Raw genomic sequence first — 25,270 nt, forward strand, 5'->3', positions numbered from 1 at the left:
CGACTTAGATGGAAGCAGTGGATCGTGTCTCGCACCGCAGTTGAAGCCGAGCCCGCCGACCAGCCGCCTCCCGGGGACGACCACGCCTTCTTCGGCCGGCCCAAGGGGCTGCTCACGCTCTCCGGTCTCGAGGTCTGGGAGCGTTTCTCGTTCCTGGGCATGCAGGCCATCCTCGTCCTCTACTTCGCGGATACCGTCGCGCACGGCGGTATGGGCATGTCGTCCGGAACGGCCGCATCCGTATCCGCAGCCTACGGAACACTGGTCTATCTCGTCTCGGTCGCGGGCGGCTGGCTCGCCGACCGCATCCTCGGCTCGTACCGCGCGGTGCTGTGGGGCGGGATCCTCATCGCCTGCGGGCACTACGCGATGGCGGTCCCCACGGCCACGATGACCTGGGCCGGCCTCGGTCTCATCAGCGCCGGCACCGGCCTGCTCAAGCCCAACGTGGCCACCATGGTCGGCAGGCTCTACCGCACCGACGACGACCGCCGGGACGCCGGTTTCGCGCTCTACTACATGGCGATCAACATCGGCGCCTTCGCGGGCCCGCTGATCACCGGCTGGCTCGGCGACCACGAGGGCTGGCACTGGGGCTTCTCGGCCGCCGCGATCGGCATGACCTTCGGACTGATCCAGTACGTCGCCGGACGCCGTCATCTCGCCGGCCGCCGGAACACCGCCGAGTTCGCACTCGCACCGGACGCGCTGCGCCGCGCGGTGCGGCTGATCGCCGTGGGAATCCTGGTGGCCGCCGTGCTCGCGACCGGCCTGGCCCTCGCCGGCCGGCTCACCATGGGCCGCTCCGTCGACCTGCTCACGGTCGTCTCGGTCGTCGCGCCCGCCTTGTACTTCGCGGTCATGTTCATGAGCCCGCGCGTGACCCCCGGGGAACGCGGCCGGCTGCGCCCGTACATCGTGCTCTTCCTGGCCTCCACGGTCTTCAACTTCATCCTCTTCCAGGCCTATTCGACGATGATGCTGCTGGCCGCGTCGAACGCCGAGACGACCATCCTGGGCTTCGACTTCCCCGCGAGCTGGTACGCAAGCGCGCTCGGCGCCTTCGAGGTCGGGCTCGCGCCCGTGGTCGCCGCGATCTGGGTCCGCATGGGCCGCGGCCAGCCGCACGCCTCGAACAAGATCGCGATCGGCGTCGTCCTCGGCGGACTCTCCTTCCTCCTGATGGTCCTGCCGACGAGCGGGCACAGCGGCGACGCCTATCGCATGTCGGCCTGGTGGATCGCCGGCTCGTACTTCCTGCTCGGCCTCGGCGACATCCTCCTGGAGACCTCCGGCATGTCGGCCACCACGAAGCTCGCCCCGGCCGCCTTCTCCAGCCAGACCATGTCCCTCTGGTTCCTGTCCCTCGCCCTCGCCAACGGCATCCAGGCCCAGACGGTGAAGCTCTACGACGACGTCTCCAAGTCGGCCTACTTCGGCGTCAACGGCGCGATCGCGGTGGCCGCGGGCCTCGCGGTGATGGCCGCCGCGCCCTGGCTGCGCCGCACCATGCACCCGGTCCACTGAACCCAGGGGTCCCCATGCGCATCCGTACGTCCTTCCCCCACGAGACGGCCCACGAGGACATCCGCATCCCGATGCCCGACGGAACACGCCTCTACGCGCGCGTGTGGCGCCCGCTGACGGACGAACCCGTGCCGGCGCTCCTCGAATACCTCCCGTACCGCCTGACCGACTGGACCGCGCCCCGCGACGCCCAGCGCCACCCCTGGTACGCGGGCCACGGCTACGCCTCCGTCCGGGTCGACGTGCGCGGCCACGGCAACAGCGAGGGGGCGCCCGGCGACGAGTACGACGCGCAGGAACTGGCGGACGGCGTCGAGGTCGTCAACTGGCTTGCCGCACAGCCCTGGTGTACCGGCAAGGTCGGCATGTTCGGCATCTCCTGGGGCGGCTTCAACTCCCTCCAGATCGCGGCCCTCGCCCCGGAGCCGCTGAAGGCGATCGTCACCGTCTGCTCGACCGACGACCGCTACGACAACGACGTGCACTACATGGGCGGTTCGGCCCTCGCCGTCGACCTGCACGCCTGGGCCGCCACCATGCTCGCCTTCGTCGCCCGCCCGCCGGACCCCGAGTACACGGGCCTGATCTGGCGCGACATGTGGCTGAAGCGCCTGGAACAGATCGACCCGTTCATCCACACCTGGCTCGCCCACCAGCTCCGCGACGACTACTGGAAGCACGGCAGCGCCTGCGAGGACTACGGCGCGATCGGCGCCGCCGTCCTGGCGGTGGGCGGCTGGCACGACCCCTACCGCGACACGGTCCTACGGCTCGTCGAACACCTCCCGCCGGAGCGCGTGCGCGGCCTGATCGGGCCCTGGTCCCACCAGTACCCCGACCGGGGTCTGCCGCCAGGACCCGCGATCGGCTTCCTCCAGGAGACCCTGCGCTGGTGGGACCAGCATCTCAAGGGCATCGACACGGGGGTCATGGACGAGCCTGCGCTGCGGGCCTACGTCAGCGACTCGCATCCTCCGGCCACGGTCTACGACAGCCTGCCGGGCCGTTGGGTCGGCGAGCCCGCGTGGCCCTCGCCGCAGGTGAAGACGACGACGTACGGCCTCCGGGGCGCGCCCGTGCTGGTGCGCTCCCCCATGCACACCGGTGTGGACGCGGGCCGTTTCTTCCCGTTCGGGAACGACGCCGATCTGCCGCCGGACCAGCGGGACGAGGACGCGCGGTCGGCGTGTTTCGAGTTCGAGGTGCCGGCCGAGACCTGGGTGCTGGGGCGGCCGAGGGTGCGGTTGCGGTTGACCTGCGGTGTGCCGCGCGGGCAGGTGATCGCACGGCTGTGCGATGTCGCGCCGGACGGGTCGTCGACGCTGGTCACCCGGGGTGTGCTGAACCTGTCGGCTCGCCACGGGCGGGACCGGGCGGTGCCGTGGACGCCGGGTGCCACGGAGGACGTGACCTTCGAGCTGAACGGCATCGGGCATGCGTTTCCGCCGGGGCATCGGATCCGGCTCGCGGTGTCGTCGGCGTACTGGCCGTGGATCTGGCCGCAGCCGGAGTCGGGGGCGGGGTTCACGCTGGATCCGGAGGGGAGTGCGATGGAACTTCCGGTGCGCGAGCGGGAGTTGACGTACGACATTCGCTTCGAAGAGCCCGAGGAGGCCGCGCCGATCGGGGTCAACCACCCGGCCACGCTGGACGAGCCGCGGCCCGAGCGGCTGATCGTGCGGGATGTGGCGAAGGGCGAGTGGCGGCTGGAGGTCGACCCCCGGTACGGCGGCACGCGCGTGTACCCGGACGGGCTCGAGTTCACCGAGGACGCGCTGGAGACGTACACGATCGACGAGTCGGATCCGTTGTCCGCCCGTACGCGGTCCGACTGGACGATCCGGCTGCACCGGCCGGAGCTGGGATGGGACACGACCGTGCGCACGCGATCGGAGATTACTTGCGACGAAACGGACTTTATTACCTCGAATGAGGTGATCTGCACCGAGGGCGACGAAGTGATCTTTCACCGCACTTGGGAGAAAAGGATTCCGAGAACTGCCAGTTGAGGGTGAATGCCCGATTTGCCGTTCTTAATCCTGCCGTGAGTTGGGTCACGCATTTCTGTGCATGACCTGTGTCCTGGTTCGTTCGTGTTTCCCCTTGTGGCGATTGACAGTTGAGCCTTGGCTTACGCAAAGGATCAAGTGCCCCATACGCCTCAGACCAAGGTCAATAGGGGTTAGGTGTGATTCCGCCACTTGTTCCGGACATGTGCTCTCGCATAGTTTCCGGGCCTGTCGAGCGGAACGCCGAATCCTGCCGCCGCCCGGCATCCCAGTCACGAACTTCTCGCACGGCAGGAGCGGGGGACCCAGGTAAGTCGCCGGACCGGTCGCTGCGACCGGGACGGCTTGGGGTTAAGTCACGTCCGTGAGGGCGTGGCCGGGCACCTCCCAGCCCGAACCCGACAGCTCACCTCGCAGGCGACGGAGAGGAACCTCGTCATGCCTGCATCCGCTCAGTCCCGCCGCGCCCGCCTTGTCCGCCGTGTCGTTGTCGCCGGTACCGGTGTCGCGATCCTCGCGCTGCCTGTCGTCGGCGCGACCACCGCCTCGGCCGCCACGACCTCGTCGACCACGCTCGCCGGATACCCCAACACCCTTGACGGGTGGATCCGTGAGTCGCTCGCGATCATGGCGCAGAAGGGGATTCCGGGTACGTACAACGGGATCTACCGGAACGTGATCCGTGAGTCCTCCGGCAACCCGTACGCGATCAACAACTGGGACTCCAACGCGGCGGCGGGTACGCCGTCGAAGGGGCTTCTCCAGGTGATCGACCCGACGTTCAACGCGTATCACGTTGCCGGGACTTCGTTCGACCCGTATGACCCGGTTGCGAACATCACGGCTGCTTGCAACTACGCGGCGGCGGTGTACGGGTCCATCGACAACGTGTACGGCGCTTACTAGAAACCGGCAGCAAGAAGCAGTCTCTCGAGGACGACGGCGATGCCGTCGTCCTCGTTCGACTTCGTCACCTCGTCCGCCACCGCCTTCAGTTCCGGGTGGGCGTTGGCCATCGCCACTCCATGTGCCGCCCAGTCGAACATGGGGATGTCGTTCGGCATGTCGCCGAAGGCGATGGTGTCGGACGGGGTGAGGCCCAAGTGGCGGGCGGCCAGCGCCAGGCCCGTCGCCTTGGTGATGCCGAGTGGCTGGAGTTCGACGGTGCCGGGGCCCGACATGGTGACCGAGGCCAGGGAACCGACCACCGAGCGCGCCGTGGACGCCAACTCGTCGTCCTCCAGGGCGGGGTGACGGAGCAACACCTTGCTGATCGGTTCCGACCACAAGTCGTCGCGCCTTCCCACCCGTACCGCGGGGAGCGTGGGGTGTGGCATGAGGTAGCCGGGCTCGATCAGCGTGAGGCCGTCCACTCCGTCCTGGTCGACCGCCGCGTAGACCTGGCCCACTTCCGCCTCGATCTTGCCGAGCGCGGTCTCCGCCAGCTCACGGTCCAGGGTGACCGACCAGAGCAGACGGTCCGCGCCGGCGTCGTACAACTGCGCGCCCTGTCCGCACACCGCGAGCCCCCTGCTGCCGAGGTCCTCGAGGAGCGGTCGCACCCTCGGGGCGGGCCGGCCGGTGACGACCAGGTGCCGGGCGCCGGCCGCCGCGGCCCTCGCCAGCGCGTTGCGGGACCGGTCGGAGAGTGTGTCGTCGCCGCGCAGCAGCGTCCCGTCCAGGTCGGTGGCGATCAGTGCATATGCGAGGGGTGCGGCCATGATCAGAGAATACGGATGGAACGCCCCACCGACTCGACACGAACCGGACGGCTGCTGCCTTCACATCCGTTGACCCGAGTTCCGGTTGGTTTGACAGTTACGGCACTTATGCCGACTCCCGGACGACCAGTTCCGTCGGCAGTATCACGCCCGCCGTGTCCTCGCCGGCGATCTGGGCCAGGAGCATGCGGACCATTTCGGCGCTGATGCGGTCGTAGGGCTGGCGCATGGTCGTGAGGGCCGGGGTGATCGCCGTGGCCGCCGCCGAGTCGTCGAAGCCTCCGACAGCGATGTCATCCGGGACCGAACGGCCGGATTGCTGGAGGGTGTTGACGACTCCCAGGGCCATGAGGTCCGAGGCCACGAATACCGCGTCTATGTCGGGGGCTTGAGTCAGGAGCCTGCGGGCTGCTTCCTCGCCTCCCGTGCGGCGGTAGTCGCCCTCCACCACCAGCGCCGGGTCCTGTGGGAGGCCCGCCTCCGCCAGGACGTCCCGGTAGCCGGCCAGGCGGTCGGGGCCGCCCGGTGCGTCGAGCGGGCCGGTGACCATGGCGATGCGGCGTCTGCCACGGGAGATGAGGTGGCGGACCATCTCCTGGGCGCCGTCCCGGTCGGCTGCGGCCACGTAGCTGTACTTGGAGGCGGGCCCCAGCGGTTTCCCGCAGGCCACCAACGGGATGCCGGCGTCGCGGAGTTCGGCCGCCACCGGGTCCCCGCTGTGGTTGGAGACGAGCAACACCCCGTCCACGTGGCCCGAGGTGATGTATCTCGTGAGGCGGCGGCGGTCGTCCTTGGAGGACGCCAGCATCAGGAGCAACGGGATGTCGTGGCGGGCCAGGTGTTCGGTGCAACCCCGCAGCAGGACATTGAAGTTGGGGTCCTCGAAGAACTTCTCCTGCGGCTCGGTGAGGAGGAACGCCACCGAGTCCGACCGTCCGGTGCTCAGGGAGCGGGCGTGCCGGTTGACGACGTAGCCCGTCTTCCTGATCGCCGTCTCCACGGCGGTGCGGGCGGCCGGTGAGACGTAGTGGCCGCCGTTGAGGAACCGGGAGACGGTCCCCCGGGAGACCCCTGCCTCCCGGGCCACGTCGTGGATGGTGGGCGGTTTGCGGCGTCCGTTCGGACTGGTGGTCATGGTCCTCGTTCTGCGGGTTCAGTGCGGTGGGGGGAGGTACTCGCTACATACTTCTCACGCCTTGACCGAGCCGCTCAGCAGGTCCAGGGACCAGAAGCGCTGGATCACCAGGAAGAGCGCGATCAGCGGCAGTATCGCGAGGAAGCAGCCCATGATGACCAGGGTGTAGAGGGCGGGTTGGGAGGCGCCCTGGTTGAGCAGGGTGTAAAGGCCCAGCGTGAGCGGGAACTTGGTGTCGTCCGCGAGCATCACGTACGGCAGCAGGAAGTTGTTCCAGATGCCGACGAACTGGAACAGGAACACCGTGATGAGCCCCGGCATCATCATCGGCACCGCGATCCGCGAGAAGATCCGCCACTCGCTCGCACCGTCCATGCGGGCGGCTTCGAGGAGTTCGGCGGGCACGGAGGCCGCCGCGTAGATACGGACGAGGTAGACGCCGTAGGGGGAGAGGATCGACGGGAGGAGCATCGACCAGTACGAGTCGGCCAGGCCCAGCTTCGAGAGGAGCAGGTACTGCGGGACGGTCAGGACGATGCTCGGGACCAGGACGCCGGCCAGCATCAGCTTGAAGACGAACTCCCGGCCGCGGAAGGCGAATCGGCCGAGCGCGTAGCCGCCGGCGGCCGAGACGGCGGCGGAGAGCAGGGCGCCGCCGCCCGCGTAGAAGAGGGAGTTGACCATCCACTCCCAGTAGATGCCGTCGCGGTAGGAGCTCAACTCCTTGAGGTTGTCGAGGAATCCGGTGCCGGGGGCGAAGGTGAAGGTGGAGAAGAGCTCACCGTGGCCCTTGCTGGCCGCGATGACCACCCAGGCCACGGGGATCAGGCAGTACAGCGAGCCGAGGATCAGCACCAGGGTCGGCACCCACGCGGTGCGCTTCGGCTTGGTGAGTCCCCGGTTGGCATCGGCGGTGAGGGTGAGGGGGGTCATGCCCGGTCCTCCCGGGTGTAGCGGTCGGAGACGCGCAGCAGCGTGAAGGAGAGCGCGAAGGTCGCCAGGGCCAGCACCACGGCGGTGGCGGAGGCGCCGTAGATGTCCGACCTGAGGAAGGCGGCGTCGTAGATGGCCATCAGCGGACTCCAGGAACTGGAGAGGCCGTTGGTCAGCGGCTTGAGCGCCATGGGCTCGGTGAAGACCTGGAGGGTGGCGATGACCGAGAAGAAGAACGTGAGCACCAGCGACGGCATCACGATCGGGATCTTGATCCGCAGGGCGATCTTCAGGTCGGAGGCGCCGTCGATGCGGGCGGCCTCGTAGATCTCCTGCGGGATCGAGCGCAGGGCCGTGTAGATCACGATCATGTTGAAGCCGGTGCCGCCCCAGACCGCGATGTTCGCGAAGGAGAGGTACAGGTTGCCGCCGTCGAACAGGTCGGGCTGCGGGAGGTCGAACTCGCGCAGGATGTAGTAGAAGGGGCTGACCGTCGGCAGGTAGAGGAAGCCCCACATGAGGGCGGCGATGATGCCGGGGACGGCGTACGGCAGGAAGATCGCGAGGCGGGCGAACTTGGCGCTGCGCGCCTGCGGGGTGTCCAGCATCAGCGCGAAGACCAGGGCCAGACCGAGCATCGTGGGGATGACGATCAGGCCGTAGCCGAAGGCGCGCAGGACGCTGTGGCCGAACTCGGAGTCCTCGAAGACGGCGGTGTAGTTGCCGATGCCGTTCCACACCTGTTCGCGGGCGCCCTTGCCGAGGCCGATGCCCTTGACCTGGACCTTGTGGAGACTGAGCCACACCGCGTACCCGATCGGTACGACGGTGAAGGCGGCGAAGAGGAGCACGGCCGGTACGAGAAACCAGTACGGCGCGCTGCGGCCACGGCGGCGGATGCGGCGGGGGCGGACGGTGGTGGCGGTGCCGTCCGCCAAGGGCCCGGCCGGCGCGCGGTCGGAGCCCTTGAGCGGAGTGGCGGTCATGCCTCGGTCACCTTGAAGCCCTGCTTCTTCATGTCGGTGAAGGTCGCCGACTGCATGGTGGCGAGCGCGGTGTCGAACTGCGCGGCCTTCTTCGCCTTGGTGGCCTTGCCGAAGGCGTCGCTGAAGGTGTCGTAGGCGACCTGGACGTTCGGGCCCCAGGCGGAGGCGGCCGTGGTGGCGGCGATCTTCGCGGCGGTGTCGTAGAAGTCGGTCTGGTTCGGGAAGAACGCGGGCGGGGTGAGCACCGAGCCGGACTGGCCCTTGGTGGCCGCCGGGTAGATGGCGACCTCCTTGACCAGGGCGGCCAGCGCCTCCGGGTCGGTGTTCAGCCAGGTCGCGAACTTGGCCGCGGCCTCGGCGTGCTTGGTGTCGGTGGAGACACCGGTGGAGGAGCCGCCCCAGCTGCCGGTGACGCTCTCGCCCGCGCTCCACTGCGGCAGCGGGGCCATGCGCCACTTGCCCTTGGTGTCGGGGGCCGAGCTGACCAGCACACCGGGCGCCCACACGGCGGAGACCCAGGCGATGTTGGTGCCCTTGTTCAGGGCGTTGTTCCAGGCCGGCGTGTACATCGGCTGGTTCTCGATCACGCCCTCCTGGACCAGACCGCCCCAGAAGTCCGCGACCTTCTTGGTGGCCGCGTCGTCGATGCCCACGGTCCACTTGCCGCCGTCGCCCACGGTCCACCACTTGGCGCCGGCCTGCTGCGCCAACCCGGCGAACAGACCGGGGTCGTTGGACGAGAACGTCGTCAAGTAGGCGTTCGGAAGTGCCTTCTTGGCGGCGCGGGCGGTCTTGGCGAAGTCGTCCCAGGTGGTGGGGACGGTCAGGTTGTGCTGCTTGAACAGGTCCTCGCGGTAGAAGAACATCAGCGGGCCGGAGTCCTGCGGTATCGCGTAGACCGCGTCGGTGCCGAGCGTGACCATGCCCCAAAGGCCCTCGGCGAACTCGGACTTGGCGGACTTCGCGTACTTCGAGATGTCGGCGAGGACGTCGTTCGAGACCAGCGTCGGCAGCGACTGGTACTCGACCTGGATGAGGTCGGGGGCGTTGCCCGCCTTCTTCGCGGTGATCAGCTTGGAGACGATGTCCTTGCCGGCGGCCTGCTTGGAGACGGTGACCGTGATGTCCGGGTTCTTCTTGTTCCAGATCGCGGCGACCTTGTCCATGTTCGGCGCCCAGGACCAGTAGGTCAGCTTGACGGGCCCGCTGCTCTTGCCGGAGCTGTCGTCGGAACCGCCGCAGGCGGCGAGGGTGCCGGTGAGGCCGACAGCTGCTGCCCCGGCAAGGATGCTGCGCCTGCTGAACTGGTGGCGGTGGATCGACATCTTCATCTCCCCTGACTGAGTGCGAGCCGGCCTCCGATGTCCCATCGGACGTCCCACATGCTCCGCACGGCTCTGTGACCGTGCACAGTAGAGAATTGTTTCGGACCCTTGTCAATGGGTGTCGCCTGGGGTTACCTACTTGTTGCTGATGGGTGAGAGCCGCAACCATCCATGTGCACGATCACAGAAATAGCCGATTCTTACCCGTCGACCTTCGGGAGCGAACCCATGCCGTCCCCCGCCCCGCACGACCGTCTGCCGCTCGCCTTCGGAGGTGACTACAACCCCGAGCAGTGGCCGCGGGAGGTCTGGGAGGAGGACGTACGGCTGATGCGGGAGGCCGGTGTCACGGCGGTCTCCCTCGGCGTCTTCTCCTGGGCCCGTCTCGAGCCGCGCCCCGGCGCGTACGACTGGGAGTGGCTGGACACGGTGATCGGCCTGCTGCACGGGGCGGGCATCGCGGTGAACCTCGGCACGCCCACGGTCGTACCGCCCGCGTGGTTCTACCGCGCGCACCCCGACGCGCTGCCGGTGACGCGTGAGGGCGTGCGCCTCGCCTTCGGCTCGCGCGGCGCGATCTGCCACTCGAACCCCGACTACCGTGCCGCGGCGACGACCATCACGCGGATGCTGGCCGAGCGCTACGGCAGTCACCCGGCCGTCGTCCTGTGGCACGTCCACAACGAGTACGGCGCCCCCGTCCTCGCCTGCTACTGCGATGTCTGCGCGGCGGCCTTCCGGGGGTGGCTGCGCTCGCGCTACGACACCCTCGACGCCCTCAACCACGCCTGGGGAACGGCCTTCTGGGGCCAGCAGTACGGCGACTGGGAGGAGATCACTCCGCCCCGGGCGACCCCGTCCGTATGCAATCCCACCCAGCAGCTCGACTACCACCGCTTCGCCGACGCGCAGGCCCGCGCCAACTTCGTCGCCGAGCGGGACATCCTGCACCGCCTCTCCCCCGGCGTGCCCGTCACCACCAACTTCATGGTCGCGCCGAGCCAGGGCCAGACCGTCGACTACTGGGCCTGGGCGAAGGAGGTCGACCTCGTCACCAACGACCACTACCTGATGACCGACGGCCGCCGCACCCACGTGAACCTGGCGCTGGCGGCGGACTTGACGCGTTCGGTGGCGGGCGGCGGCCCGTGGCTGCTGCTGGAACACGCCACGTCCGGGGTCAACTGGCAGCCGTACAACCCCGCGAAGCGCCCTGGCGAGATGGCCCGCAACTCACTCGGGCATGTGGCGCGCGGCTCCGAGGGCGCGATGTTCTTCCAGTGGCGGCAGTCGCAGTCGGGCGCGGAGAAGTTCCATACGGCGATGCTGGCGAACTCCGGTACGGACAACCGGGGTTGGCGCGAGGTGACGGAACTCGGGCGCCGGGTCGGGGAGTTGAGTGAGGCGGGCCTGCGGGGCACCCGGACGCGGGGCGACGTGGCGATGGTGTGGTCGTGGGACTCCTGGTGGGCGCAGAGCCTGGAGTGGCGGCCGAGCCAGGACCTGGACGCGCGGGAACGGTTGGATTCCTTCTACGAGGCGCTCTACGACCGGCACCTGACGGTGGACTTCCTGCCGCCGACGGGGTTGGGGGACCTTGACCCGGCGCGGTATCCGCTGCTGGTGGTACCGCAGTTGTACTCGGCGCCGGTCGGGGTGGGGGCGGACCTGGAGCGGTACGTGTCGCGGGGCGGCACGCTGCTGGTCTCCTTCTTCTCCGGGATCGTCGACGAGAACGACACCCTCCATCCGGGCGCGTATCCGGGGGCACTGCGGAACGTACTCGGCCTGACCGTCGAGGAGTTCGACCCGTTGCTGCCGGGCGAGACCTTGTCGGTGCGGGGCGCGGACGGGGCGTCGTACACGGCGGATCTGTGGTCGGAGGTCGTGATCCCGGGTGCGGGCTGCGAGACGGTCGCGGTCTTCGCGGACGGTCGTACGGCGGGCGGGGCGGCGCTGACGCGGCACGCGCTGGGGTCGGGGGCGGCCTGGTATCTCGCGACGCGGCTGACCGGCGCCGACCTGGCCGCCGTGGTGGATCTCGCCCTCGCGGACGCGGGGGTCACGCCGGTCGATCTGCCGCGCGATGTCGAACTCGTCGTACGGGAGGGCGAGTCGGGGACGTTCCGCTTCGCGGTGAACCACACCGGGAGCGAGGTGAAGGTGGTGCTGCCGGACGGGAACCGGGCGGCGGTACCGGCGGGCGGGGTGGAGGTCTTCCGCGATCCGCGCTGACCCCGACTGTTTGCTTCTTCGGCTCAACTCGCTTGTTTCTTTGGTTACTTGATGAAGGGAAGTCTTGTGATGCGCAGACGAAGTGTTCTTACGGCGGCGGGTGCGGCGGCACTCTCGATCCCGGTGCTGGCGGCAGCGCCCGCCGTCGCCGCGGACCGGCGCCGGCTGGAGATCCGGGGGATGGACATCTCGTCCCTCCCCAAGGACGAGGCGTACGGCGCGGTGTACCGCCGTGCGGACGGGCGCCGGGACGACCCGATCCGCATCCTGGCCGACGCGGGTGTGACCCACGCCCGCCTCAAGGTCTGGGTGAACCCGGCCGACGGCTACAACACCAAGCAGCACATCCTCCCGCTGGCCAAGCGGCTGCGCCGGGCCGGGATCGGCATCTGGGTCGACTTCCACTACTCCGACACCTGGGCCGACCCGTCCCACCAGACCAAGCCGGCGGCCTGGGCGGACCTGGACGTGGCGGGCCTGACGAGGGCGGTCTACGACCACACCGCCGATGTGCTGGGCGCGTTGCGCCGTCAGGGCACCCCGGCCGACCTGGTCCAGATCGGCAACGAGATCAACGGCGGCCTGCTCTGGCCCACCGGCAAGAACTGGGGCGACGACGCCGGGGGTTGGGGCAACCTGACGGCCTTCCTGAAGGCGGGTCTGACGGCGGCGCGCGACACCACCCCCCGCATCCGCACGATGCTCCACATCGCCTCGGGCGGCGACAACGGCACGTCCCGCTGGTGGTACGACAACGTGGTGGCCGACGGGGTCGACTTCGACATCATCGCCCAGTCGTACTACCCGTTCTGGCACGGCGCCCCGGCGGCAGCGGCTGCCAACTTGGCGGATCTGGCGGCCCGTTACGACAAGCCGGTGCTGATCGCGGAGACGGCGTACCCGTTCACGCTGGAGAGCGAGGACGCGACGAACGACATCATGTACGACCCCTCACAGCTCACGGAGGGCTACCCGGCGACCCCGGCGGGCCAGGCGGCGTGGCTGCGCACGGTGGCGGACCTGATGGTCGACGTCCCCGACGGCAAGGGCCTCGGCTACTGCTACTGGGAAGGCGTCTGGACCTACCGCAAGGGCGACGGCTGGGACCCGACCGACCCGACGTCCGGCAACGCGTGGGAGAACCTGGCACTGTTCGACTTCGACGACAAGGCGCTGCCGGGGTTGCGGACGCTCGGGCGCTATCGCTCGTAGAGCTGGTCGTGGGGTGACCTGTCCGGAGCGACGTACGCGCCCGAAGCCTGACTCCCACCCCACCCTTCCCCAAAAAGTGTGTCACTTTCCTAACGAACCGTCACACTTCCACGCCCCCTCCCCCGGGACCGCCCCGCCATGTTCCCCCCCGAACAACGCGACCGCACCCAGGCCCAACTCCTCGCCCACGCCGAAGCCGACGACTCGATCGTCGGCTTCGCCCTCACCGGTTCGCATGCCACCGGCGACGGCGACCGCTGGTCGGACACGGACATCGTGCTGGCCGTGCGGGGCGAGGTCCCCGAAGCCGTGCAGCAGTGGACGGCGTGGATCTACGACGAGTTCGGCGCCCGGCACCACTGGGACCTCGGTGCGGGTGGCGCGGGCGTGATCCGGGTCTTTCTGCTGCCCGGATGGGTGGAGCTGGACGTCAACTTCTCACCGGAGTCGGAGTTCGGCGCCCGGGGCCCGCAGTGGCGGACGGTCTTCGGCAGCCCGCGGGCACAGCCGCCGTTCGCCCCGCCCCACCGCAACACACTCGTCGGCTTGACCTGGCACCACGCCCTGCACGCCAGGATCTGCATCGAACGCGACCGCCCCTGGCAGGCGGCGCACTGGATCAACGCCCTGCGCGACCAGCTGATCGCCCTCGCCTGTCTACGACTTGGCCTCCCCATCGCCTACTCCAAGGGCGCCCATCTCCTCCCGGAGGAGGTGACCGCCCCACTGGAGCCGACCCTCGTCCGCTCTCTCACCGCGCCGGAACTCCGCCGCGCGCTGAGCGCGACGATCACCGCGGCGACGGCCGAACTGGACCTTTCCGCCCCGGAGTTGGCGCCCCGCCTCCGCCCGATGCTCATGGAGCTGGCGTAGGGGAGGCACCCCCGACCGGCAGACCGTCAACTACCCGTGTGCCGCCGCCAGATGCTTCGCCAACCGCGGTGACGCGAACTCCGTGCCGCACACGAACCGCATCACCGGCCCGTACGACGACGCGGCCGGCAGCCCCGTGAAGTACACCCCCGGCACGGACGACACATACCCGGCACCGAGCTTCGGCGTACCCCGGCTCACCGCGAGCTGGGTGCGCAGCTCGTGGCCCAGGAAGTCCATCGCCGCGATGTCGACCCGGTAGCCCGTCGCCGAGATGACGTGGTCGGCGGTGAGGCGCTCGGTACCGCCGCTGTGCGTGCCGACCGTCAGGACGGGACTCCCCGTCTCCGCGTCCGCCCGTACGATCCGGTCGACCTCGCTGACCTGCACCTTCCCCTCGAACCGCTCGCGCAGCCACCACGCGCCGAGCGGACCGAGCACCCGGCGCACCAGGTAGTGGCGGGTCCCCTCGGGGAGGTAGCGGTACGGCTGGGGGTAGTAGCTGAGCGCCCACAGCGACCAGGCGCGCCCGAAGGGGGACTCGGGGCGCAGCTTCGGCTGTTCCCAGGGCGCCGCGCCGAACGCGACCCGGCCGCGCCCGCGCGAGACGATCCGCACCTGCGCGCCCGCCTCCGCCGCGAGTACCGCGGTCTCGAGCGCGGACTGGCCGGCGCCGACGACGATCAGTTCCTTGCCCTTGAACCCGCTCAGGTCGTGGTGCTGGGAGCTGTGCGAGACGGGACCGGTGGGCGCGGGGCCGTCGGCCGCCGCTGCCGCCAGTTCGGGCGGGAGGTGGGCCAGGCCGTACAGACCCGTCGCCACCACGACCGCCCGGGCGGTGAACAATTCCCCCGAGTCCAGCTTGAGTTCGAAGCCGCCGCCCTTGTTCCGGTCCACCGACACGACCCGTACCCGCTCCAGCTCGGGCACCAGCTTCTGCTGGAACCACTCGCCGTAGCCGATGAAGGTCTCGACGGGGATGATGTCCTCGTCGGTCACCAGGCGGGGGATGCCGGCCGCGTCGCAGTAGTCGACGAGGTTGTGGCCGGGCTGCGGGGCGTCGAAGTTGGAGGCGGCCGGGGTCGACTTCAGGAGCATTCCGGCTGGCATGTGGTCGCGCCAGCTGACCATGGGCTCGCCGAAGACACGGACCGGGATGCCGCGCGCCCGCAGATGGGCGGCGGTGGACAGGCCGAACGGGCCGGCGCCGATGATTGCTACCGGTTGAATCACGAAGTCCCTCCCCAGGACGTCAATTCGTCACTTCGTGCTGGAGCTGCCGCCACCTGTTCCTTATTGACTACTGGTGGCCGCTACTGGTGCTGCTGCCGCGCCGGTTGGTGCGCCACAGCTGATACAGGTGCTTCGCGCCCGGCCGCACGAAGCGTGCGAGCATCGTGAAGAACGGCCGCAGGTCGTCACCCGCGAGCCAGGCCAGCTCGGTCCCGCTCGCCTTCACCGGCGCGTGCGGCGTCGTATAGCCGCTGCGGCGGTAGGCGAGGAGGGCGGGCAGGTCGATGTTCTCCACGATGTACCGGTGGCCGGCGCGCTGTTCCCCCTCCGGGACGGGGCGGCCGGTCAGGTCGAGGTGCATGGCGCGGACGACGTCCACCCCGGACTCGTTCTCGAAGAGCCGGAACTGGGCGCCCATGCGGGGGTTGAAGTCGAGCAGTTTGTACTGACCGTCGCGCCGGTCGAAGCGCAGGTCGAGGTCGATGATGCCGGTGAAGCCGATCTGTTTGATGAAACGCGCGGCGAGATCCGCGAGTTCCGGATTGTCCACGACGTATGCATTTGCCGTCATGCCCGCGTGCGGCGGCCAGGAGCGCACCTTGACGCCGGTGAACATGGCGAGCGGGGTGGAGTCCTGGTCGAAGTAGGCGTGCACGATCCAGTCCTCGGCCTCCTCCCTCGGCAGGTATTCCTGGAGGATCACTCCGGGGTGCTCGCCCCAGTCACGGGCGAGCGCGAGCAGTCCCTCGCGGGTGGCGATCTTCGTCGTGCCGTTGACCGCGGGCCGGGAGCGTCGTACGAACGCCTCCCGGTTCTTGGCCACGACCGGGAAGCGGGCCTTCTCCGCGAAGTCGACGATGTCGTCGTAGGACTGCGGGAAGGCGGCCGCGGGGCTGGGGATGCCGTGCTCCACGCAGAGTTCGTGCAGCCCCTGTTTGCTGGCGAGGTGGCGCGGAAGCTTCGGATCCACGCGCGGTAACAGGAATCGGCCGGTGAGTTCGTCCTGATGTTCGGCGATCAGGACGGCGGCCTCCTCGTCGGTGGGGATGAGGACGGTGGGACGGCCGATGCGGCGCCCGATGCGCAGCAGTCCCTCGACGAGTCGTTCGGGTTCCTCGGTGCCGGTCGTCGGCCAGACGAACGCGCGTTCCAGATAACGGGATGCCGCGGCCGGCGTGTATCGGTCCTCCGTGATTGCATACATCGGCACGCCGAGACGGCCGAGACTGCGGATCGCGCCCACCCCGCCGTGATGCAGCGGATAGGAGCCGAACTTCACGATCAGGCCCGGCACTTCGCGGTCGGCCTCGAAAGGCACGCTGCTGGTGCGTTTGGCCACGGGTCCCCCCACGTGTCCCCCCTACGGACCGGACCCACCCCGTCCATGTCCCCAAAGGACGCTAAGCCGGAATTGCCTCCTCCGACAAGGCCTATTCGGACATTGCGAACTCTTTAGACACTGCCGGTCCCTGCAACTCACCCGTAACGTGTGGCGCGGCCACATGCGAGTACGTACGAGAGTGAGGCAGCACCCCATGCCCCCCTTCGATCTTCCCGAGGGCGACCCCTTCGGCCCGCACAACCTTCCCTACGGCGTCTTCTCGCCCCTCGGCTCGGACGAACGGACCGTCGGCGTCCGGTACGGCGACCAGGTGCTCGACGCGGGCGCCGCCGCCGCCGCGCTCGGCTCACCGTATGTCTCCCTGCTCGCGCACCCCACGCTCGACCCCCTGCTCGCCGCGGGCCGTACGGCCTGGTCGGACGTCCGGCGCGCGCTGACCGCGTGGGTGACGGTGCCGTCCCACCAGGAGACGATCGCCCCCTTCCTCCACCCCCTCTCCGCGGTGACCCTGCACCTCCCCTTCGAGGTCGCGGACTACGTCGACTTCTACGCCTCCGAGAACCACGCCCGGAACGTCGGCCGCATCTTCCGCCCCGACGCGCCCGACTCCCTGACCCCCAACTGGAAGCATCTGCCCATCGGTTACCACGGCCGCTCGGGCACGATCGTGGTCTCGGACACCGACGTCGTACGACCGTCCGGGCAGCGCAAGTCCCCGTCCGACCCGGCGCCCGTCTTCGGCCCGTCGATCCGCCTGGACATCGAGGCGGAGGTCGGCTTCGTCGTCGGCACACCGTCGCGGATGGGCGAGCCGGTGGCGCTCGCCGACTTCCGCGAGCACGTCTTCGGACTGTGCCTCCTCAACGACTGGTCCGCGCGCGACATCCAGGCCTGGGAGTACGTCCCCCTCGGCCCGTTCCTCGGCAAGTCCTTCGCCACCTCGGTGTCGGCGTGGATCACCCCGTTGGACGCGCTGGAGGAGTCGCGGGTGGCGCCGCCGGAGCGCACGCACGAACTCCTCCCCTATCTGGACGACTCGGCGGAGGAGCCCGGCGGCTACGACCTCCACATCTCGGTCGCGATCAACGGCCATGTCGTCTCCGAACCACCGTTCTCCACCATGTACTGGACGGCCGCGCAGCAGCTCGCCCAGATGACGGTCAACGGCGCCTCCCTGCGCACCGGCGACCTGTACGGCTCCGGCACGGTCAGCGGGCCCGCCGAGCGCGAGCGCGGTTCGCTGCTGGAGCTGACCTGGAACGGGCGGGACGTCCTCGAACTCCCGGACGGCAAGCGGACGTTCCTGGAGGACGGGGATGTCGTGACCCTGTCGGCGTGGGCACCGGGCGCGAACGGAACTCGGGTGGGGCTCGGCGAGGTCACCGGGCGGATCGTGGGCCGGGGCTGAGGCGGATCGCGGGCGAGGCGTGAGGCGGCTCGCGGGCCGGAGTCGGAGCGGTCGCGGGTGCGTCCGGTGCTCGCCGTACACCTGACTCCGGCCGCCCGGACAGTCATACTGACGGCGGGCGGGCCCACACCTCGTGCGCCCGCCCTCGGGTACAGCCGCACCCGCAGCCCCCGTTGTTCCCCCTGTCTGTGCCGTTGACCAGGATCCGGAGCCCGTGGCATGACTGTCTGCCTGCTCCTGCTGAGCGTCGTCGCCCTCTCGGCCGCCGTGCCGGTTCCGCGCGCGCTGACCCGGGCCGTGTGGCCGGAGCGGGAACCCGTGGTCGGCCTGTGGGTGTGGCAGTGCCTGGTCGCCACGGTCCTGCTGTGCTGTCTCGGCGCCCTCGTGCTCGGCGCGGCGGCCGTCTTCCACACCGTCCGCGACCATGTCTTCGCCCCCGCTCCACCCGCCGTCACAGCGGCCTACGACCTCTCCGCCGCCCCGGTCTGGGCGGTCGCCCTCACGCTGTCCCTCGCCTGCGGCGCCGCCTGGACGACGGCGATGCTGGCCCGCGAACTCGCCGAGGCCCGCCGCCGGCGCGGTCAGGCCCGCGCGCATCTGCGGGAGCGCGCCCCCGACCTGCCCGCCGGGCTGCCCCCGGCACGCGGCCCCCTCCTCGTCCTGGAGGACGAGTACCCGGACGCCTGGTGGATGCCCGGCCATCCACCCCAACTGGTCGTCACCACAGGCGCCCTGCACCGCCTCACCGGCCACCAGCTCGACGCGGTCCTCACCCACGAACGCGGCCACGCCCGCGCCCACCACGACTGGCTGCTGCATCTGTCGACCGCGCTGGCCTCCGGTTTCCCGCGCGTCCCCCTGTTCGCCCACTTCTGCGACCAGACCCACCGCCTGGTGGAACTCGCCGCGGACGACACCGCGTCCCGCCAATGCGGCCACCTGACCACGGCCCTGGCCCTGATCGAACTCAACAACCACCGCGGCGTCCTCTCCTGCGCCTCCAGCCACCGCCTCCTCGGCGAACGAGTCGACCGCCTCCTGGACCCCCGCCCCCGCCTGGGCCGCCGCCGCCGCGCCCTGACGACGACGGTCGCGGCACTGATCCCGCTGCTGCCGCTCCTGATCGTTTTCGCACCGGGGCTGACGGCGCTGGCCTGAGGCCCGAGGCATGGCGGACGCTGCCACTGATCCGCTCAGGTGCGAGCGGCTATATCCAGTCCTCGGGCTCCGGCTCCGCATCCATCTCCGGCCAGTAGTCCTCACCGGGGTCAACATCCTTCGCCGCCCGGCCCCGTGCGGGCGCCGACGCCTGCACTTGCGCGGGCACCTGAGCCGCGGCCGGAGTCACGGTCGGCGCCTCGCCCAGCGAAGCCAGCACCCCGATCACGCCCTCCCCGTACGTCGCCAGCTTCTTCTCGCCGACCCCGCTGATCTCCCCCAACTGCCCCACCGACGTGGGCCACACCGTCGCGATCTCCCGGAGCGTGGCGTCATGGAAGATGACGTACGCCGGAACCCCCTGCTCCCGGGCCTGCTCCGCACGCCAGGCGCGCAGGGCCTCGAAGGCGGGCTGCAACGACTCGGGCAACTCCACCGCCGCTGCCTTCGCCTTGCGCTCGCCCCGACCGGAGGACGACGACCGCGATGCCGCCGGCTTCTTGGGCTCCTTGCGCAGCGGCACCTCCCGCTCGCGCCGCAGCACCGTGCCGCTCGCCTCGGTGAGCACCAGCGTGCCGTACTCCCCCTCGACCGCGAGCAGCCCCTGCGCCAGCAACTGCCGTACGACGCCCCGCCATTCGCCCTCGGCCAGGTCCTCGCCGATGCCGAACACGGACAGCTGGTCGTGGTCGAACTGGATCACCTTGGCCGTCCGGCGCCCCATGAGGATGTCGACGATCTGCACCGCACCGAACTTCTGGCCCCGCTCGCGCTGCAGCCGTACCACCGTGGACAGCACCTTCTGCGCGGCGACCGTGCCGTCCCAGGTCTCCGGTGGGGTGAGGCAGGTGTCGCAGTTGCCGCAGGCCGCCGCGTCCGGGTCCTGCCCGAAGTAGGCGAGCAGCTGGCCGCGCCTGCACTGTGCCGTCTCGCAGAGCGCGAGCATGGCCTCGAGGTGGGCGGCGGCGCGGCGGCGGAACGCCTCGTCGCCCTCGCTGGACTGGATCATCTTGCGCTGCTGTATGACGTCGTTCAGGCCGTACGCCATCCAGGCCGTGGAGGGCATTCCGTCACGCCCGGCGCGTCCCGTCTCCTGGTAGTAGCCCTCCACCGACTTGGGCAGGTCGAGGTGGGCGACGAACCGTACGTCCGGCTTGTCGATGCCCATGCCGAAGGCGATGGTCGCGACGACGATCAGCCCGTCCTCGCGCAGGAACCGGGACTGGTGTGCCGCGCGGGTGCCCGAGTCGAGGCCCGCGTGGTACGGCACCGCCTCGATGCCGTTGCGGGACAGGAACTCAGCGGTCGCCTCCACCGACTTGCGTGACAGGCAGTACACGATGCCCGCGTCGCCCGCGTGCTCCTCGCGCAGGAAGCTCAGCAGCTGCTTCTTCGGGTCGGCCTTCGGCACGATCCGGTACTGGATGTTGGGCCGGTCGAAGCTCGCCACGAAGTGCCGGGCGTCCGGCATCTTCAGCCGCTGGGTGATCTCCTTGTGCGTGGCGTCCGTGGCAGTCGCCGTGAGCGCGATCCTCGGGACGTCCGGCCAGCGCTCGCCCAGGAGCGAGAGGGAGAGATAGTCCGGGCGGAAGTCGTGGCCCCACGAGGACACGCAGTGCGCCTCGTCGATCGCGAACACCGAGATCTTGCCGCGCGAGAGCAGGTCCAGGGTGGAGTCGAGCCGCAGCCGCTCCGGCGCGAGATAGATCAGGTCCAGCTCACCGGCGAGGAACTCGGCCTCGACCACCCGCCGCTCGTCGAAGTCCTGCGTCGAGTTCATGAACCCGGCGCGCACGCCCAGCGCCCGCAGCGCGTCCACCTGGTCCTGCATCAGCGCGATGAGCGGGGAGACGACAACGCCCGTACCGGGTCTGACCAGGGACGGGATCTGGTAGCACAGCGACTTGCCGCCGCCGGTCGGCATGAGGACCACGGCGTCGCCGCCGGCCACCACATGCTCGATGACCTCTTCCTGCGCGCCGCGGAAGCTGTCGTAGCCGAAGACGCGGTGGAGCGTGGCCAGTGCCTCGCTCTCGCCGTGTGCCTGCGGCGTCCGTACTTCGGTCGTCACAACCGTCCCGCCCATCCCGTGCATCGCTCGTCCCCCGTACGTCGTCCCTCGACCACTGCGTCCACGATAGGGCTCCGTGCTGACAGCGTCGGAGTTATCCACAGGCCGGTGGCGGTGACCGGGTGTGGTCAGTCGAATGGCTGCCGTCACATGGCGCGACGGATCGGGCCGGAACATGCTGCTGGGGCGGGACCGGGGAAGGCCCGCCACGCCCCCGAACGGACGGCGCGCCCTCGTGCGGACGCCTCCCGAAGTCAAGGAGCTCCACCATGTCCTCTCGGTCCCTGCAGGGTGTCGTCAAGACCGCCGTCGCCGTGGCGACTGCCGCGGCCTTCGCGCTGACCGCCGCCCCGGCCCACGCCGCGTCCGACCCCGACCCGTCCGCGTGGACCACGCTGAGCAAGACGTACCAGGCCACGGCGAAGTACGGGTACGAGGCGTTCGCCGCCGGTGGCGGATACGTACGCACCGACACCTGTGCCGACGACCTGGCCGAGGGCGGCATGGGCTACCACTACGTCAACCTGGCGAACGCCGTCTCACCGCCCGATCCGGAGAAGCCGGCAGCCCTGCTGTACGCGGACGGGTTCAACGACGAGTACACGGGCGAGTCCGACTTCGGCGGCGGGCGCAAGCTGGTCGCGGTCGAGTGGATGGTGAAGGACACGGGTCAGACGACCGCGCCGACGCTGTTCGGGCAGACCTTCCAGAAGGACCCGAAGCTCGGCTACTTCACCCTCCACGCCTGGATCTACAAGCCCAACCCCAAGGGCCTGTTCGCGCCCTGGAACCCCGAGGTGGTCTGCCCGAAGGTCTGACCGCACATGCACGAAGGCCCCGGCCCCACGAGGGGAAACCGGGGCCTTCGGCCTGACCTCAGCGAACGAAGACTCCCGCCTGGTTCGCCAGGTGCAGGAAGTACTGCGGGGCCACACCGAGGACGAGCGTGGCCGCCACGGCCACCCCGATCGTGGCCATGGTCAGCGGGGACGGGACCGCGACGGTGGGGCCGTCGGGCCTCGGCTCGCTGAAGAACATGAGCACGATCACGCGGATGTAGAAGAACGCCGCGATCGCGGAGGAGAGCACACCGACCACGACCAGCGGGGCCGCGCCGCCCGACGCCGCCGCCTTGAACACGGCGAACTTCCCGGCGAAACCGGCCGTCAGCGGAATGCCCGCGAAGGACAGCAGGAACACCGCGAAGACGGCCGCGACCAGCGGCGACCTGCGCCCGAGCCCCGCCCACTTCGACAGGTGCGTCGCCTCGCCGCCCGCGTCCCTTACGAGGGTGACGACCGCGAAGGCGCCGATCGTCACGAACGAGTACGCGCCGAGGTAGAAGAGCACGGACGAGACGCCGTCCCGGGTGGTCGCGATGACGCCGGCGAGGATGAAGCCCGCGTGGGCGATCGACGAGTACGCCAGGAGCCGCTTGATGTCGGTCTGGGTGATCGCGACGACCGCGCCGCCCAGCATCGTGATGATCGCGACGCCCCACATGACGGGCCGCCAGTCCCAGCGCAGGCCCGGCAGCACGACGTAGAGGAGCCGGAGCAGCGCTCCGAAGGCGGCCACCTTGGTCGCGGCGGCCATGAAGCCGGTGACCGGGGTCGGCGCGCCCTGGTAGACGTCGGGCGTCCACATGTGGAACGGCACCGCGCCCACCTTGAACAGCAGCCCCATGACGATCATCGCGCCGCCGATGAGCAGCAGCGCGTCGTTGCCCATGGTGTCCGCGAGGGCAGGGTTGATGTTGGTGATGGAGCCGTCGACGACCTGCGCGATCGTGGCGTACGACATCGAGCCCGCGTAGCCGTAGAGCAGCGCGATGCCGAAGAGGGTGAACGCGGAGGCGAAGGCGCCGAGGAGGAAGTACTTGACCGCCGCTTCCTGCGAGAGGAGCCGCTTGCGGCGGGCCAGGGCGCACAGGAGGTAGAGCGGGAGGGAGAAGACTTCCAGGGCCACGAACAGGGTCAACAGGTCGTTGGCGGACGGGAAGACCAGCATTCCGGAGACCGCGAAGAGCAGGAGCGGGAAGACCTCCGTGGTGGTGAACCCGGCCTTGACGGCGGCCTTCTCGCTGTCGCTGCCGGGCACTGACGCGCCCTGTGCGGCGAAGGAGTCGACCCGGTTGCCGTGTGCCTCGGGGTCGAGCCGCCGCTCGGCGAAGGTGAACAGGCCGACAAGGCCGGAGAGCAGGATCACGCCCTGGAGGAACAGGGACGGCCCGTCGACCGCGATCGCGCCCATCGCCGCGATGTGCGCCTTGGTGGTGCCGTACCCGCCCGCCGCGAGTGCCACGACCGCCGCGAAGGCGGCGCAGAGCGCCACGACGGACACGAACACCTGGGCGTAGTAACGGGACTTGCGCGGGACGAACGCCTCGACCAGTACCCCGATGAGTGCCGCGCCGAGGATGATCAAGGTGGGCGACAATTGCCCGTACTCGATCTTCGGTGCGGGGATCTTCGAGATCGGGTCCGCGCCTGCCGCCGTTGTCCACAGGCTGTGGACGGCTGTTGCGCTCACTTGGCCGCCTCCACCGAGGGCTTGGGATCCTTCTTGTGTACGTCGGACAGGGTCTGCTTGACCGACGGGTTCACGATGTCCGTGATCGGCTTCGGGTAGACGCCCAGGAAGATCAGCAGCACGATCAGCGGGGCGACGACCAGGAGTTCACGCGGTCGCAGGTCCGGCATCGCGGCGACCTCGGGCTTCACCGGGCCGGTCATCGTCCGCTGGTACAGGACCAGGGTGTAGAGCGCGGCGAGGACGATGCCGAAGGTGGCGATGATCCCGATGGCCGGGTAGCGCGTGAACGTGCCCACCAGGACCAGGAACTCACTCACGAAGGGCGCGAGTCCCGGCAGCGACAGGGTCGCGAGGCTGCCGATCAGGAAGGTGCCGGCGAGCACCGGGGCCACCTTCTGCACCCCTCCGTAGTCGGCGATGAGACGCGAGCCGCGCCGCGAGATCAGGAATCCGGCGACCAGCATCAACGCGGCGGTGGAGATACCGTGGTTGACCATGTAGAGGGTCGCGCCGGACTGTCCCTGGCTGGTCATCGCGAAGATGCCCAGGATGATGAACCCGAAGTGCGAGATCGACGCGTACGCCACCAGCCGCTTGATATCCCGCTGGCCGACGGCGAGCAGCGCCCCGTAGATGATGCTGATCAGGGCGAGGACGAGGATGACGGGCGTCGCCCACTTGCTGGCCTCCGGGAAGAGCTGGAGGCAGAAGCGGAGCATCGCGAAGGTGCCCACCTTGTCGACGACCGCCGTGATGAGCACGGCGACCGGCGCGGTGGACTCCTGCATGGCGTTGGGCAGCCAGGTGTGCAGCGGCCACAGCGGCGCCTTCACCGCGAAGGCGAAGAAGAAGCCCAGGAAGAGCCAGCGTTCGGTGTTGGTCGCCATGTGCAGCGTGCCGTTGGCCCGCGCCTGCGCGATCTCCGCGAGCGAGAAGTTCCCGGCCACTACGTAGAGGCCGATCACGGCGGCCAGCATGATGAGCCCGCCGACCAGGTTGTAGAGCAGGAACTTGACGGCCGCGTACGACCGTTGGGTGGCCGCCGCCTCGTCGCCGTGCTCGTGGGCCCGGTCCCCGAAGCCGCCGATGAGGAAGTACATCGGGATCAGCATGGCTTCGAAGAAGATGTAGAAGAGGAAGACGTCGGTGGCCTCGAAGGAGATGATCACCATCGCCTCCACCGCAAGGATGAGGGCGAAGAAGCCCTGGGTGGGCCGCCAGCGCTTGCTGCCGGTCTCCAGGGGGTCGGCGTCGTGCCAGCCGGCCAGGATCACGAACGGGATCAGCAGGGCGGTGAGCGCGATGAGCGCGACCGCGATGCCGTCCACACCCAGCTCGTAGCGGACCCCGAAGTCGGCGATCCACGCGTGGGACTCGGTGAGTTGGTAGCGGTCGCCGCCCGGGTCGAAGCGCACCAGGACGGCGATGCCCAGCGCGAGCGTGGCCAGCGAGACGAACAGCGCCAGCCATTTCGCGGCGGTGCGCCGGGCGGCCGGGACGGCGGCCGTGGCGACCGCCCCGAGGGCCGGGAGCGCCGCCGTCGCTGTCAGGAGGGGAAAGGACATCG

19 protein-coding genes and 1 riboswitch are annotated in these 25,270 nt (G+C 69.6%); of the genes, 9 read left to right on the top strand and 10 right to left on the bottom strand.

The features are described 5' to 3' along the window. Positions 1-24 precede the first annotated feature (24 nt). The 3 genes from ACFXC1_RS33225 (at position 25) to ACFXC1_RS33235 (ending at position 4,442) form a co-directional block, all read left to right on the top strand. On the top strand, positions 25-1,527 hold the full coding sequence (locus ACFXC1_RS33225) for a peptide MFS transporter (protein WP_381249773.1): 1,503 nt from the start codon (positions 25-27) through the stop codon (positions 1,525-1,527). Positions 1,528-1,541: 14 nt separating this feature from the next. Then, positions 1,542-3,536 carry a CocE/NonD family hydrolase gene (locus ACFXC1_RS33230; RefSeq protein WP_381249776.1) on the top strand — a complete coding sequence of 665 codons (1,995 nt, stop codon included), beginning with the start codon at positions 1,542-1,544 and terminating at the stop codon, positions 3,534-3,536. A gap of 263 nt (positions 3,537-3,799) precedes the next feature. Further along, positions 3,800-3,971: riboswitch (cyclic di-AMP (ydaO/yuaA leader) on the top strand. Between the two features lie 3 nt (positions 3,972-3,974). Further along, on the top strand, positions 3,975-4,442 hold the full coding sequence (locus tag ACFXC1_RS33235) for a transglycosylase SLT domain-containing protein (protein WP_019074260.1): 468 nt from the start codon (positions 3,975-3,977) through the stop codon (positions 4,440-4,442). On the opposite strand, the gene ACFXC1_RS33240 is transcribed toward ACFXC1_RS33235, so the two are convergent. From ACFXC1_RS33240 to ACFXC1_RS33260, 5 genes are all read right to left on the bottom strand, one after another. Next, a complete protein-coding gene (locus ACFXC1_RS33240) occupies positions 4,439-5,257 on the bottom strand; it encodes an HAD family hydrolase (RefSeq protein ID WP_381249778.1) in 819 nt (272 codons plus the stop codon). The two genes, ACFXC1_RS33235 and ACFXC1_RS33240, sit on opposite strands and share 4 nt — an antisense overlap. A gap of 106 nt (positions 5,258-5,363) precedes the next feature. Beyond that, positions 5,364-6,392, bottom strand: coding sequence for a LacI family DNA-binding transcriptional regulator (locus ACFXC1_RS33245; RefSeq protein WP_381249781.1), 1,029 nt, complete (start codon positions 6,390-6,392; stop codon positions 5,364-5,366). A gap of 54 nt (positions 6,393-6,446) precedes the next feature. Beyond that, positions 6,447-7,325 carry a carbohydrate ABC transporter permease gene (locus ACFXC1_RS33250; RefSeq protein WP_381249784.1) on the bottom strand — a complete coding sequence of 293 codons (879 nt, stop codon included), beginning with the start codon at positions 7,323-7,325 and terminating at the stop codon, positions 6,447-6,449. Further along, positions 7,322-8,311: a carbohydrate ABC transporter permease gene (locus ACFXC1_RS33255; RefSeq protein ID WP_381249787.1), complete on the bottom strand. Its 990-nt coding sequence runs from the start codon at positions 8,309-8,311 to the stop codon at positions 7,322-7,324. The genes ACFXC1_RS33250 and ACFXC1_RS33255 overlap by 4 nt, the downstream gene beginning before the upstream one ends. Further along, positions 8,308-9,642, bottom strand: a complete 1,335-nt coding sequence (locus ACFXC1_RS33260) for an ABC transporter substrate-binding protein (protein WP_381249790.1) — start codon at positions 9,640-9,642, stop codon at positions 8,308-8,310. The genes ACFXC1_RS33255 and ACFXC1_RS33260 overlap by 4 nt, the downstream gene beginning before the upstream one ends. A 222-nt stretch (positions 9,643-9,864) precedes the next feature. On the opposite strand from ACFXC1_RS33260, the gene ACFXC1_RS33265 reads away from it, so the two are divergent. The 3 genes from ACFXC1_RS33265 (at position 9,865) to ACFXC1_RS33275 (ending at position 13,956) form a co-directional block, all read left to right on the top strand. After that, complete coding sequence (locus tag ACFXC1_RS33265; protein WP_381249793.1) at positions 9,865-11,871, top strand: beta-galactosidase; 2,007 nt, start codon at positions 9,865-9,867, stop codon at positions 11,869-11,871. Between the two features lie 69 nt (positions 11,872-11,940). Beyond that, on the top strand, positions 11,941-13,083 hold the full coding sequence (locus ACFXC1_RS33270; RefSeq protein ID WP_381249796.1) for a glycoside hydrolase family 53 protein: 1,143 nt from the start codon (positions 11,941-11,943) through the stop codon (positions 13,081-13,083). 138 nt (positions 13,084-13,221) lie between these two features. After that, positions 13,222-13,956, top strand: coding sequence for a nucleotidyltransferase domain-containing protein (locus ACFXC1_RS33275; RefSeq protein ID WP_381249799.1), 735 nt, complete (start codon positions 13,222-13,224; stop codon positions 13,954-13,956). A gap of 30 nt (positions 13,957-13,986) precedes the next feature. Here ACFXC1_RS33275 and ACFXC1_RS33280 read toward each other — a convergent pair whose 3' ends face one another. Further along, positions 13,987-15,189, bottom strand: a complete 1,203-nt coding sequence (locus tag ACFXC1_RS33280) for an NAD(P)-binding domain-containing protein (RefSeq protein ID WP_381249802.1) — start codon at positions 15,187-15,189, stop codon at positions 13,987-13,989. A 67-nt stretch (positions 15,190-15,256) separates the two neighbouring features. Next, positions 15,257-16,528 (bottom strand): carboxylate--amine ligase, encoded by a 1,272-nt coding sequence (locus tag ACFXC1_RS33285; RefSeq protein ID WP_381249805.1) that lies wholly within the window; start codon positions 16,526-16,528, stop codon positions 15,257-15,259. A 196-nt stretch (positions 16,529-16,724) separates the two neighbouring features. Here ACFXC1_RS33285 and fahA point away from each other — a divergent pair, with 196 nt between their 5' ends. Together fahA and ACFXC1_RS33295 are read left to right on the top strand one after the other, a co-directional pair. Beyond that, the gene (gene fahA, locus ACFXC1_RS33290) at positions 16,725-17,939 is read left to right on the top strand and encodes a fumarylacetoacetase (protein WP_381249808.1); all 1,215 of its coding nucleotides are present in this window, start codon (positions 16,725-16,727) and stop codon (positions 17,937-17,939) included. A 219-nt stretch (positions 17,940-18,158) separates the two neighbouring features. After that, positions 18,159-19,097: a M56 family metallopeptidase gene (locus tag ACFXC1_RS33295; protein ID WP_381249811.1), complete on the top strand. Its 939-nt coding sequence runs from the start codon at positions 18,159-18,161 to the stop codon at positions 19,095-19,097. 49 nt (positions 19,098-19,146) lie between these two features. Here the strand turns inward: ACFXC1_RS33295 and recQ are convergent, their stop codons facing one another. Next, a complete protein-coding gene (gene recQ, locus ACFXC1_RS33300; protein ID WP_381249814.1) occupies positions 19,147-21,183 on the bottom strand; it encodes a DNA helicase RecQ in 2,037 nt (678 codons plus the stop codon). 254 nt (positions 21,184-21,437) lie between these two features. Between recQ and ACFXC1_RS33305 the strand changes: the two genes are divergently transcribed. Beyond that, positions 21,438-21,986 carry a hypothetical protein gene (locus ACFXC1_RS33305; protein ID WP_381249817.1) on the top strand — a complete coding sequence of 183 codons (549 nt, stop codon included), beginning with the start codon at positions 21,438-21,440 and terminating at the stop codon, positions 21,984-21,986. A gap of 58 nt (positions 21,987-22,044) precedes the next feature. Here ACFXC1_RS33305 and nuoN read toward each other — a convergent pair whose 3' ends face one another. Together nuoN and ACFXC1_RS33315 are read right to left on the bottom strand one after the other, a co-directional pair. Continuing rightward, positions 22,045-23,700: an NADH-quinone oxidoreductase subunit NuoN gene (gene nuoN / locus ACFXC1_RS33310; protein WP_381249820.1), complete on the bottom strand. Its 1,656-nt coding sequence runs from the start codon at positions 23,698-23,700 to the stop codon at positions 22,045-22,047. Beyond that, positions 23,697-25,268, bottom strand: a complete 1,572-nt coding sequence (locus ACFXC1_RS33315) for an NADH-quinone oxidoreductase subunit M (protein WP_381249823.1) — start codon at positions 25,266-25,268, stop codon at positions 23,697-23,699. The genes nuoN and ACFXC1_RS33315 overlap by 4 nt, the downstream gene beginning before the upstream one ends. Positions 25,269-25,270 lie beyond the last annotated feature (2 nt).

The sequence above is a fragment of the Streptomyces hokutonensis genome (genome assembly GCF_042751305.1).
Lineage (GTDB): Bacteria > Actinomycetota > Actinomycetes > Streptomycetales > Streptomycetaceae > Streptomyces > Streptomyces hokutonensis_A.